The sequence below is a fragment of the Methylophilus luteus genome (assembly GCF_042676265.1).
Taxonomy (GTDB): Bacteria; Pseudomonadota; Gammaproteobacteria; order Burkholderiales; family Methylophilaceae; genus Methylophilus; species Methylophilus luteus.
The window spans coordinates 559223-571374 of the sequence record NZ_JBHTKB010000001.1; the positions used below are offsets into that span (position 1 = coordinate 559223).

The 12152-nt window shown below is 54.5% G+C and carries 12 protein-coding genes; all 12 read right to left on the reverse strand.

Annotation, left to right across the window (positions count from 1 at the left end):
- Nucleotides 1–8: 8 nt before the first annotated feature.
- Nucleotides 9–701 (reverse strand): OmpW/AlkL family protein, encoded by a 693-nt coding sequence (locus tag ACFQ1Z_RS02445; protein WP_379055290.1) that lies wholly within the window; start codon nucleotides 699–701, stop codon nucleotides 9–11.
- 189 nt (nucleotides 702–890) lie between these two features.
- Nucleotides 891–1250 (reverse strand): hypothetical protein, encoded by a 360-nt coding sequence (locus ACFQ1Z_RS02450; protein WP_379055292.1) that lies wholly within the window; start codon nucleotides 1248–1250, stop codon nucleotides 891–893.
- A gap of 188 nt (nucleotides 1251–1438) precedes the next feature.
- Nucleotides 1439–1510, reverse strand: coding sequence for a pyrroloquinoline quinone precursor peptide PqqA (gene pqqA / locus ACFQ1Z_RS02455; protein ID WP_081624291.1), 72 nt, complete (start codon nucleotides 1508–1510; stop codon nucleotides 1439–1441).
- A 118-nt stretch (nucleotides 1511–1628) separates the two neighbouring features.
- The gene (locus ACFQ1Z_RS02460; RefSeq protein WP_379055294.1) at nucleotides 1629–2915 is read right to left on the reverse strand and encodes a DUF3526 domain-containing protein; all 1287 of its coding nucleotides are present in this window, start codon (nucleotides 2913–2915) and stop codon (nucleotides 1629–1631) included.
- Entirely contained in the window at nucleotides 2912–4318 is a 1407-nt protein-coding gene (locus ACFQ1Z_RS02465; RefSeq protein WP_379055296.1) for a DUF3526 domain-containing protein, read from the reverse strand. Before ACFQ1Z_RS02465 ends, ACFQ1Z_RS02460 begins: the two co-directional genes overlap by 4 nt.
- The gene (locus ACFQ1Z_RS02470) at nucleotides 4315–5025 is read right to left on the reverse strand and encodes an ABC transporter ATP-binding protein (RefSeq protein ID WP_379055298.1); all 711 of its coding nucleotides are present in this window, start codon (nucleotides 5023–5025) and stop codon (nucleotides 4315–4317) included. Before ACFQ1Z_RS02470 ends, ACFQ1Z_RS02465 begins: the two co-directional genes overlap by 4 nt.
- The gene (locus ACFQ1Z_RS02475; protein WP_379055300.1) at nucleotides 5022–7109 is read right to left on the reverse strand and encodes a TonB-dependent receptor; all 2088 of its coding nucleotides are present in this window, start codon (nucleotides 7107–7109) and stop codon (nucleotides 5022–5024) included. Before ACFQ1Z_RS02475 ends, ACFQ1Z_RS02470 begins: the two co-directional genes overlap by 4 nt.
- 256 nt (nucleotides 7110–7365) lie before the next feature.
- Nucleotides 7366–8049 (reverse strand): DUF1826 domain-containing protein, encoded by a 684-nt coding sequence (locus ACFQ1Z_RS02480; RefSeq protein ID WP_379055302.1) that lies wholly within the window; start codon nucleotides 8047–8049, stop codon nucleotides 7366–7368.
- Between the two features lie 2 nt (nucleotides 8050–8051).
- Nucleotides 8052–9287, reverse strand: coding sequence for a zinc metallochaperone GTPase ZigA (zigA, locus tag ACFQ1Z_RS02485; RefSeq protein WP_379055304.1), 1236 nt, complete (start codon nucleotides 9285–9287; stop codon nucleotides 8052–8054).
- 23 nt (nucleotides 9288–9310) lie between these two features.
- Complete coding sequence (dksA, locus tag ACFQ1Z_RS02490) at nucleotides 9311–9733, reverse strand: RNA polymerase-binding protein DksA (protein WP_379055306.1); 423 nt, start codon at nucleotides 9731–9733, stop codon at nucleotides 9311–9313.
- A 191-nt stretch (nucleotides 9734–9924) separates the two neighbouring features.
- On the reverse strand, nucleotides 9925–10386 hold the full coding sequence (locus ACFQ1Z_RS02495; protein WP_379055308.1) for a Fur family transcriptional regulator: 462 nt from the start codon (nucleotides 10384–10386) through the stop codon (nucleotides 9925–9927).
- Between the two features lie 8 nt (nucleotides 10387–10394).
- The gene (locus ACFQ1Z_RS02500) at nucleotides 10395–11984 is read right to left on the reverse strand and encodes a protein adenylyltransferase SelO (RefSeq protein WP_379055310.1); all 1590 of its coding nucleotides are present in this window, start codon (nucleotides 11982–11984) and stop codon (nucleotides 10395–10397) included.
- Between the last annotated feature and the right edge of the window lie 168 nt (nucleotides 11985–12152).

Sequence of the window (12152 nt, forward strand, 5' to 3'; positions counted from 1 at the left end):
ATCAGCAGTTAAAAGCGTTTGCCTACGCCTATGCTCAATACCCACGGATTCACATCCAGTGAATCTATCTTGCTCCAGCCACCCGCTGTTTTCAGTTTTACGTCAGTATCTATCCACAGATACTTGACGTCTGCATTGAGCAGCCAGCCATCTTGCAGGTTGACGTCAAAGCCAGCCTGCAATGCCGGGCCAAAGCTGCTCCTGTCGATTTTGATATCGGTACCGGCCAGCGGGCCCTGGCTCAGTTCCAGTTTGCGGTCCAGCATAAAAGTCGCATTGATGCCGGCACCGACATAAGGGTCAAACGTCTGGTCAGGGTTAAAGTGCCATTGCACTGTCAGCGTCGGCGGCAATGCATCTATGCTGCCCAGTTTCTGGTTAGGTACGACTGCACCTGGCTCTTTGGAAACGCTCACATCGTGCTTGGAACCAAGTGCCAGTATCAATTCTGTCGCTATATTCTTGGTCCAGTAGTAGCTGATATCCAGTTCGGGTATGGTGTTGCTGTCGACTTTAAGCTCGGCGCCGTTGGACATGGCACCGGCAGCCACGTTTTTATTCACGTATTTGCCGAGGTCGCTGCTTTCATTCGGGCTGATATTGGTGGCACGCAGGCGTACTACCAAGTCACCTTTTTCGGCGTGGCTATGCATGGCTGGCAACAGGGCTGCCAGCATTAAACTGATTGCGGTTTTTTTCATTATCATCACTCCATCTAGTGCATTGAACTTGATGGCATTGTAGGAGTGGCTGGGCCAGGCCGTATTGACCCAGGTCAACTGACTTGCATCAGTGTTCCGGGTCTACGGTGTGGTGTACGGGCAATGGTGTACGGGTGGTTGATCAGTGCTGGTGTTGAAGGCTGGGTAGGGGAAACCCAGCTGGCAGCTTTAGTAGTTGTTACGGCTCTTCCAGGCTTCGTCCAGCGCTTTGGATTTTTGCTCAAATACTGCTTTGCGCGATTCCAGGTCTTGTTCGGTCTGCGCTTTTTCATTCTGGTATTGCTTTAGTCTTTCCTGCTCTTTGGCGATCAGCTCTTCCTGCGATTTGATACGCTTGTCCAGGTCTTGCAGTTTGCTCATGGAATCGCCGACCGCATCACGGGCAGAAGCAGCTTCACTCTGCTCCGGCAATATGCTGCGCGCAGATGCTGACTGGCTGTGGCTGGCGATTGCCAGCGTGATCAAAAGAAGTGCAACCATCAAAGGAGTAGCGATGGCTGGTTTGACCGAGAGTTTTCGTACTTGCATGTATGACTCCGTGAGTATGAACAGATGATGGAATGCCTTGTGCTGAATTGTACTAGTGTATAGCGCCTTGGCAAGCCATTGTTTTTTAGTAAACCGCATTGGCATAAGGTTCCGGGCTGCAGGTCTCAGCAGAGCAATAAAAAACCCGCCAGTGGCGGGTTCTTGTTTCAGCCTAAGGTACAAACTGATTATTTGTTCATGACGTACATGGTCACTTCAAAGCCAAAACGCATTTCAGTAGCAGCTGGTTTAGTCCACATGATAATCTCCTTTTGGTTGTTAAGTGCATCTCAGTGATGTACTTGTATGACTCTCACTATACGCAGGTGTTTCAATCTGAGCCTGCGGTGATCACGTAAATCCACCTCATGATTTTACTTAGTTTGCATCTGCGTTTTTCAGCTGTTCAGGCACAGTTTCAAAGGCTGGCAGCCTGGCAAACGCTTCCGCAGTAAACGGTTTTTCTTCAAACAGGTAGGGGTAGGCCGCATGCCGCAGCTGCGTGTGCAGGGCGGTGATGCGTTGCCTGTGCGCCAGCAGGTCGGCGACATTGCTGTGTGCGATGCCTTCCAGGCTGCGCTGCACCCATACGGCCGGTAAAACATAGCCTAACAGGCTGGTGGCGTGGTCGCGTTGCAGCAAGGCCTGCTCGCGCGCCCGGACTTGTGGCGCCAGCTTGACGTCTGCCATATGTTGAAACGCGTAATACCATTTCCAGTGAAAGCGGTCGACCACCGGTGCTGAGTCCTGCCATTGCGGATAGAGCGCATAAAACGGTGTCAGCGTGGCGCTTTTGGGCAAGTCCCAGGCGCTGTGCACGGCCTGGCGGTGTTGCAGGGCGATCTGGCTGCCGTCCTGCACCGGGTAGTGCTGATGCAGCCACAGTTGCCCCAGGTTAGGCAGCACTATGCAAGACACCAGCCACAGGCTGGTTAAAGCCAGGGCATTCAAATTGGCATTCAGTGCGCGTGCCCGCAGGCTGAAGGCGGCGCATAGCGCTGTCCACAGCAGGGTATATAACAGCGTGATCAGCAGCACCTGTAGCAGCGGGCCGCTGCTCAGGCCGTGCATGACGCTGAATGTCAGCACCGGCAGCGAGAAGGTCAGTGCGATCAGCAGCCAGCGGCTGAGCACGCGTTGCCACCAGAAACGGCCAGGACTGGCCGTCAGGCTTTGTAAAAACAGAAGCCGTTGCGCCTGGTGCTCACTGGCTTTGAGATCATGTAACAGCGCGATGCAGAGCAGCGGCGCAAAAAACACCAGCCAGAACGCATAATCGAACCCGCCCAGCATCACATATTCTGGGTGGTGCGATTCGCCATCATAAAGCTGCCCCTGCAAGCCCAGCAGGCGTATGCGTTGCACATAAGGCGTCACCAGCCGGTTGCCCAGTGCGATAAAACTCCATTCGTCTGGGGTGTGGTAAACATTGTGGAACACATAGTAGCCGACCTCGCCTACATCCAGCGTGGCTTGCTGGCTGTGTTGGCTGAGGTAGTCCTGCTTGCGCAGAGTTTCTTCCTGTTTGGCGTGGCCTATCTGCGCCTGGATATGGCTGATATTCTGCCAGCCATTAAACAGGCTGAATCCGGTCAACAACAGGTTGAGCAACAGCAATAGCAGTATGCTGCGCTGTTTGAGTAATAAGATGAGTTCTTGTTTCATGTGCGTTTTGCAATCTTAGTCAGCAGTGCGCCTGGCACCAGTATCCAGCCCAGCAACACCAGCAGCGCTGCCACTATACTTTGCTGGCTCACAGCAACCGGGGCCAGGCTGATGACAGGGCGCGGGGCGTTCTTCCAGAAATCGGCAGACACGCGGGTGTCGTGATCGTGGTGCTGGTCGACTTTCATGGTGTGGATCTGGTTCAGGTATTTGATCAATTGATAGCGGCGGTCTTCGGCCTGGCGTATAAAGGCCTGGTGATGTGCCAGGTCATTGCCGCTGCTGGCCATCTGCACATATTGCAAGGCCAGTGCCGGTGTCAGCCACAGCCAGTGCCGTATGCTGGCATTCTGCCGGTTGAGCTGCGCATCATGCAGGGCTTGCTGTTCACGGTAAACGGCGGTGGTCAGGCGTTCACCTTCCTGCATCAGCAGGCCGTGATAATTGACTGGCAGCTCCTCAACGCTGCTGACCTGGTATTTTTTCAGGACATCTGCTTTAAAAGCGGCAAAGTGGGCATCGTCCGGGTTGTGGCTGTCACCCAGCGCCTTTAGTTTGACCTCTGCATGATGCTCGGCCTCGGTGCGTGGCTGGGTCGGGTAGCTGGTCTGCGCCAGATTGGCCAAACCACGCGGGAAAATAATGCACACGCATACCCAGCACAACAGCAAGGTCAGCAACGCGCCATGCAGTTGCCGGCTGAACCATGAAACCGTGAGCACCAGCAGGCACCAGCCGGCGATATACATGGCTTGCGCCAGCAGCATCAGTGAAAGCCGAAACCCGGCCTGGTCACTGCCCCAGCTCCAGGCCAGCGTCAGCACGCCTTGCAGGCACAGCAGCATAAATAGTGGCAGGAATAGCGCCAGCCATTTGCCGCTGACTATCACCCATAGCGGCGTGCCGTTGCCGCGCATGAATGCCAGCACGCCGGTGATCTTTTCAGCAGTGATGGTGGCATAGGCGATCATGATCAGAAACAGCGGCATCCACCATTGCACTATCATGGCCGGCGTGATCAGCGGGAACCGCCCCAGGCTGGTGGCCTCGGTGGCCGGATTGAAGTTGGCACTGTTCAGGCGGTGCGCCTCCAGGTAAACCAGATGGCCTGACTGATCGAGTATGCCCGGTTCTATCACGCTGAGAGGGTGCAGCGGTTTAGGCACAAAGTCACCAAAATGCGAGACCCGGTGCGGGTGACGGTCAGGTTGCGATTGCCAGTCCTGCTGGCTGCGCTGCGTGACTTCTGCCACCGTACTGGCGTGGTCTTGCCAGTGGTGATGGGCGGCGAGGGCGGCAATCGCCCACAGCACGACTAATATCAGCAGCAGCAAGGCAGGGATACGCGCATGCCACAAGCGGCGCCATTCGTTGCTGGCGACTTTCCACACCAGTGTCGTCATGCCTGCCCCTGATACAGTTTTTTCAGGCTATCCAGCGTCAGCGATGACTGGTCTATGGCCACAGGCTGCAATTGCCCGTTGGCCAGCATCAGCAGACGATCTGAGAACGCCATCGCCGATAATACGTCATGCGTGACGACCAGTACGCCCATGCCGCGTGCCTTGCACTGAATGATCAACTGGTTCAGTTCTTCTGTCGCCTGCGGGTCCAGCCCTGAATTAGGCTCATCCAGCAGCAACAGTTTGGCCTGTTTTGCCAGCGCAAATGCCAGCATCACTTTTTGTTTCATGCCTTTGGAATATTCAGCACAGGGGCGGTGCCAAGCCTGCTCAGGCAAGCCGGCCATGCTTAAACAGCTGTCTATGGCTGCCGTGTGGCTGATAGAGCCCAGGCTCAGAAAATAGCGGATATTCTCTATCGCAGACAGGTGGCCGTACACTGCAGGCTGCTCAGGCACATAAGCCAGCTGTGAGAGCGCCTGCTGGCGTGACTGCGCCAGGTCTACGCCGGCAATGCGTATGCTGCCGCTCTGATCTGCCCCTGTATGCAAGGCTAGTATGCTTTTGAGCAGGGTAGATTTACCTGCCCCGTTGCTGCCCAATACAGACACCACTTCACCGGCTGCTAAACTGAAATCTAGTTGTTTGAGTATTTCGCGCCCGGCAAAACGCAGGCTGAGTTGTTGTATGGAGAGTAAAACGGTCATTTGAAGTCCACTGTTGCGGTGAGCATAAAGTTACGGCCGGCGCCAGGCGCAAAATTCAGCTGGTTTAAAGCGCCGCTGCTGCTAAAGTCGTACACGTATTCATAGTATTTATCGAAAATATTGTTGGCCAGCAAGCTGACCCGGCCCCAATTGGTTTTGTAATCAATATTGGCATTGGTCAGCGTATAAGCGCCATATTTGCCGCCATTATTGCTTTCGTTGACGTAGTACGCTCCCTGGCGGTCTATATGTAAACGGGCGATCCACAGCGGATCAGGGGTGAACTGCAGACCCAGCGAGGCGGTGTGGTCCGGGATGCCGCGTATGCTATGCCCTTTGAAACCTGGGTTTTGCGGGTTGGGCTGTTCTATTTTTGCATACACCTTGGAGACATTGCCCCAGAAGCTGAAATAGTCATTCAAACGGTAATCAAAACTGGCATCCAGGCCTTGCCTAAGGGTCTCGCCTATCGGGCGGCGGATATTGTCGATATTGATAAATTCATCTTTGGCTTTTTGCTGCCAGTAGGAAACACGCGTGTTGAGATCACTGTTCCAGCCACTTTTAAGGCCTATTTCCCAACCATCATTCGTCGCTACATCGATTGATGTTCTGGCACCGGTCGTTGCATCAAACTGGTTCAGGTTAATACCCGTAGGTGTCTGGAAACTGCGGCCAGCATTTGCAAACAGGGTGTGCTGCGCATTCAAATTGGCAAATACATTGAATTTGGGTTGCACAATCGTGGATGAGTCGTACAAATCTGTATTGATTTGTCTGGCAGGGACTGCATTCGTACCCATGATAATCGGGTCATTCGCTTTTGCATCCAGCCGGTCTGCGCGCAGGGCAAAGTTCCAGCGCAGCCATTCAACCGGCGTATTTTCCAATTTGGCATAAATGCCCTGCGCAGTAAAGTCGTAGTCAGCTTTGATACGAGTGACGTTCACCCCTAGCGCATTAACCCGTTGGTTAAACTGGTTGACTTGCTGGTGCTCAATATCATAGCCAGTCTCAAAGCCCCACTGCGGGTTGATCTTCCAGTTTAGTTTTGCGATCAGCCCTGTTGAAGTTTGGTCATCCAGCCTATTTTCCACATTGGGCGAACCGACAAAGCGCACATTGCGCTCGCGGTCAAAATTCTGCCAGTAGGTTTTCAGGCTCAGGTCCAGGTCATCATTAAAGAAATAGTCATAATGCAGGCTCAGGTGTTTGAATTCTTTTTCGCCACTGTCATTGCGAGCGATATCTGCAACACCGGTGCGGTTGCTGCGTGCCTGCGCTTTGGGCATATAGCCAGGGGCTTCCGGTGAGTTGTATTTCCCATATTTGGCACTCAAAGCCAGGGTAGATTTATCAAAATCCAGCTGCCAGCGGCCGGATAAGGCGATCTTTTCATTCTCGGTATGCTCGCGGAAACCATTGCCTTTGCGGTAACCAACTGCATAGTTCTGGGTAAAGTCGCCCTGCTTTTCACCAAAGTAACCCTGCATTTCACGGGTATTAAAACTGCCATAGCCAAATTGCAACTGCTTGCCTGCATCTTTACGTGTCTCCACCTTGTAATTACCGGCAGTGGCAAACAGACCGGTGGTGGCGTCACTGGTGCCTTTGAACACCTGTATGCTCTGGATATTGGTGGGGAACAGGTAATCCAGCTCGCTCAGGCCGGAAAACAGGTTGGAAGGAATGCCATCCACCAGCAGTTTGGCATTCGGTGTTTCGCCATCGCCACTAAAGCCGCGGATAGATAGTTCGGTATTGACGATGCCCTGGCTGTAGCGTGACAGCACCACGCCTGGCGTTTTAGTGAACAGCTCCAGGGTGTCGGTCACATGCTCGTATTCCAGCTCATCGCGCGTGATGACATCGACAGAGCCGGCCAGGCTTTTATCGCTGACCGAGACCTGCTCCTTTTTGCCCAGCACCACCACGCTATCGAGCTCGACGCTAACGGTTTCTTTAGCCTTGCTTTTCTGCGTGCTGTTGGCTTTTTCTTCTGCCATCACTTCTTCGGCAGCGGCTGACACTGCCGGTATCAATATCAGTGCCAGCAGGCTGGCTATCTTTTTTTGTTGCAACATGGTTTCTTCCCTGGAGTGATACGTTTTATTCTATTGGCCCTATCAGGCATTGCTGTTTATGCGCAAGCTGGTCAGCACGCTCACCTCGATCTAGTCAGCATGATTATAAAGGCGTCCGTTTGGCTTGATCAGTAAAAGCCAGCATTCCATCAACAAAAAAACAGCAGATGGACGCTGAGTCGCTTTTATGTGGTCGCGTGTCACTTTTATGAGCATTCCTGATATGAGCATTGTCATCGCCGCTTTTACAACATGGTTACCAGATCGCATCCAGTGCCAGTAGCACACGACTCGCGGCGCTGGCGGTCTGTGGCGAACGGTGGACAATGCCGGCCTGCTGGTTGCCTTGCCATAAACTGCCTTTAAGCAGCACCAGTGACTGCGCCGGTGCCTGGCGTATGCCTTGCGGGTGCAGGATCAATGCCTGGTGAAATGCATCTATGTCTGCATAGCTGGTTGTCAGCGCTGCTCTATTGCAAAACCCTTCATCCAGCCATTCGGTGCCCGGCCCCAGATAAGTACACAGCAGCCGTATGCCGGTGCGGTCTATATGGAATTTAGGGCACATGGCGCCAGTCAGCACCTCCAGCCTGATGCCGACCTTGCGGCAATCCAGCAGGTCGGCATACAGGCTGACCAGCGCACTGATATCCGCCAGCAAGGCATGTTTGCCCGTGGCGTCAGGCACATCCGGCAGGCGCATCTCGCTATCCAGCCGGGCCGGCGTGGCAAGTTCTGGTCGCAACGTCAGCCTGTAGCCTGCGCCCATACGACCACACACTTGCTGCAAGTAGCTGATGACAGCTGCCTGAACTGGCCTGGCGATGACGTTGATCTGTCTGTCTGGCTCAAAAATGCGCAGCAAGTCCATGGCATTGAAATCGCGTGGCCGGCAATGGGTATCTACCGGTTTGAGTGGCATAGTCGCAGTGCTCAGCATGCTTAAACGGTCTCTTCGGCCAGCAGGCTGGACGGTTGCACTTGACTGGCGACAGACCAGCGTGGAAACGGGTCAGGCAGCTCACGCCAGGCCGGCATGCCCATGGCGACTTCGCTTTCGCTCAGCAGGCAGGCGTCGAATGCGGCAGTCAGTGCGGCTTTGTCCATAGCCATGCCTATGAGCACCAGCTCCTGCTGGCGGTCGCCATACGGGGCTTGCATGCGTGAGTGTATGTATTGCTGGCTGTCGTGGTCTTGTGGCCAGTCTGTGGCCGGGGTCGCCGCCCACCATACGCCTGCCAGTTCGGTGCGGGTGACGGCGCCGGCCTGCGACCACATGGCGCAGAATTCAGGTTGCGAGGCTATCCAGTAACGGCCTTTGGAGCGCACCACGCCTGGCCATTCGCTATTTAGCCACTGCCATAAGCGTTGCGGATGGAAAGGCTTGCGCGCGCGGTAAACAAAGCTGGAAATACCATATTCTTCGGTCTCGGGCAGGTGTTCGCCACGCAATTCTTGCAACCAGCCGGGGGCATCGGCGGCCTGGTCAAAATCGAACAAACCGGTGTTCATGATGCGATTGAGCGCTACTTTGCCAAAACTGCTGTGCAAAACCTGCGCACGCGGATTCAAGGCTTTGAGTATGCCTTCCAGCCGCGCGATCTCATCCAGCGTCATCAGGTCGGTCTTGTTCAGCACCAGCACATCACAGAACTCGATCTGCTCTACCAGCAGATCCACCACTGTGCGCTCATCCTCATCACCGAGTGACTCGCCGCGTTCGCTGAGCAAGGCCTGTGAACTGTAGTCTTTGAGAAAGTTGTAGCCATCGACAACGGTGACCATGGTATCCAGTTGTGCGACATCCGCCAGGGTAGTGCCATTTTCATCGGCAAAGGTGAAGGTTTCGGCGATCGGTAAAGGCTCGGAGATGCCGGTGGTTTCTATCAGCAGGTAGTCAAAACGGTTTTCTTGCGCCAGCCGGGTGATCTCTACCAGCAGGTCTTCGCGCAGCGTGCAGCAGATGCAGCCATTGCTCATTTCCACCAGTTTTTCTTGCTGGCGCGAGAGTTCAGCGCCACCTTCACGCACCAGTTGTGCGTCTATGTTCACCTCGGACATATCGTTGACGATCACCGCTACCCGCAGGCCTTCACGATTATTGAGGATATGGTTGAGCAGGGTGGTTTTGCCAGCGCCGAGAAAGCCGGACAGTACAGTGACAGGGAGTTTTTTCATGGCGGGTTCTTTCATGCTTGCTGTTAATGGTTGAATTGCCGTTCGCGGCGCTCATGCCGCTCCTGCGCTTCCAGGCATAGCCTGGTGGCGGGTCTGGCGATCAGGCGCGCCAGGCCTATGGCTACACCGGTTTCTTCGCAATAGCCATAGCTGCCTTGTGCAATGCGCAACAGGGCGGCCTGTATGGTTTTAATATGTTTAAGCTCCCGCTCGCGCGCCCGCAGTTCCAGCCCATGCGTTTCTTCACGGCTGGCACGGTCGGCCGGGTCTGCAGTCTCTTCGTGTGCATGCAGGTGCAGGCTGGTTTGCTGCATATTGGCCTGTAGCGTATCCAGCTGCTGTTGCAGCAAATGTTTGAAAAATGCCAGTTGCGCCTGGTTCATATAGGCATCTTCCGGCATGGCCAGCATTTCAGAGGGAGTGAGCAGTTCAGTAGGAGTCAACATTAAAACGCAACTTTATTGCAATGCAATTTTGTTGCATTCTAGTGCAATGGCTTGATAATTGCAACTAAGTTGCAAAATTGGTGCTGACGAGATCGGGTGTGAAGTACGCTGAGATTTAAAAACTGCGTGATTTAAAACTACGTGATTTAAAACTGCTAGATTAAAAACTGATTGATTAAAAATTAGTAGTTTCAGGTTTTCTGGCAATCTGGGCACAGCCCTTTCAGGCTGATCTCGATATTAGAGACCCGGTAGGTATCAAATAGCGATTGCGGGATATGTGCCGCCAGCTCGTGTATGCACAGCACGGTGCCGCATTGCTGGCAGTGCAGGTGGGCGTGGCCGTGGTTGTTGAGCAGGCCCAGGTGTTCGCTACGCCCGCTGTCTGTCGCCCGGTAGCTGCGTTTGGGCGCATTGAGCTGGAATTTCCAGGCGCGGTCATCGCTGGAGATCTTATGGATCAGCGTGTTTTCCAGTAACCAGTCCAGCACGCGATAAACGGTGACGCGGTCTATCTCCACCCCCTGCAGTGCGGCCAGGATATCGGTGTGGCTTAACGCGGTGGTGGAGTTGAGCAGGGTGTTTAAAACGGCAGTCCTGGCTTTGGTAGGGCGCAAGCCTGCGTCTGTGATCAATTGTTCGGCGGTCAGCATGTTTTTTATTATGAGCTACACGACAGCATGGAGCAACCCGCTTTGTTGCGCGCCCAGTCCGGCCGTTTTTGGGCGAACTGCTGCATGCCTGCCTGTTCTGTATAAGGCTGACGCAGCACTTGCAGCAGGGTGAGCAGGCGTGAGTTATCGCCTTGCGCCGCCAGGTCTATCGCTTCCTGCGCCAGGTAGTTACGCAATACATAGACCGGGTTGCTGGCTGACATGCGCTGCTGACGCTGTTCGGCAGACAGGGTTGATTGCTGAACACGTAGGCTATAACGCTGCAACCAGGCCTGTATATCATCACCAAACTGCTGCAAACCCTGCTCGGTATAAAAAGCCTGCTGCAGCACAGACAGTTGCGGGTTGGAGATATCCAGTTGCCTGAGATGGGTGAAAAATAAAGTCTGGTCTACCTCTGCCCGCTGCATCAGCTCAAAAATATCGTTGATGGCCTCGCCATCGCCTGCCTGCCAGCTATCCAGCCCGAATTTGCCGGCCAGCGCGCTGGTCAGCGCGTCAAAATACACCGTATCAAAGTGGCTCAGACCTTGTGACAAACCGTTGCTTTCGGGCAGCAGGGTGGCGAATGCTTCTGCCAGCCGTTCCAGGTTCCAGCGCGCAATATCCGGCTGGCGGCCATAACAGTAGCGGCGGCCTTGCGCATCGGTGGTATTCGGCGTCCAGCTTGGGTCAAAATTATCTATCCAGCCATACGGGCCGTAGTCTATGGTCAGGCCGAGGATAGACATATTGTCGGTATTCATCACGCCATGCACAAAACCCACCCGCATCCAGTGGGCGACCATGATGGCGGTGCGGGCGCAAATTTCGGTGAACCAGGCTTCTATCATGCCTTGCCCGGGGTTATCCACGTCCAGCAGCAAGCCGGTACCTGGCCACCATTCGGCAAAATCACGGTCTATGGTGAAACCGATAAAGCGCTTGAGCAAGGCAGACTCGTTGCGGCTGGCGAGCAGTTCAAAATGGCCGAAGCGGATAAACGAGGGTGCAACCCGGCAGACGATGGCACCCGGTTCAAACTCAGGGTTGCCGTCATAAAACATATCGCGCACTACGGGCTCGCCGGTGGTGACCAGGCTGAGGGCGCGCGTGGTCGGTATGCCTAAGTGGTGCATGGCTTCAGAGCAGAGAAACTCGCGCAAACTGGAGCGCAACACGGCGCGGCCATCAGCTCGGCGTGAATAAGGCGTTTCACCGGCGCCTTTTAGTTGTAGCTCGAAGCGCCGTTGCTGGTGCACCAGTTCGCCCAGGTAAATGGCGCGGCCATCGCCGAGTTGCCCGGCCCAATTTCCAAACTGATGGCCACCATAACGCGTGGCATAGGTGAACATGCCGGGCAGGGCGCCGTTGCCGCCCAGGGTCTGCACCAGGTCTGGGTCATGCATGTCCTCATCACTCAAGCCCAGCAGGCTGGCGACTTCCGCGCTGTAAGCGAGCAGGCTGGGCTGCTTGACCGGTGTCGGCTGTACAGCTGACCATAAACAGTCACTGACCTGGCGCGTGTAGTTGTCGGTGATGCGGTCACCGGGCAGTTCGCGGATAAAGCGGTTATCAAAAACTAGTGGTTTCATCATGTGTATTCTAGAGGCTTACTACAGTTATGGCATGCTATTTATGGCTGTGCCTGTAAGCAGCCAGACTTAGTTTAGGTCATGCAAAGGCCTAAAGTTCAATCTGTGCCAGAAAAGTACAGGCTTCTCGGGTAAAATAGCGTTTTGAATTCTATCCGTGTGTCATCCACA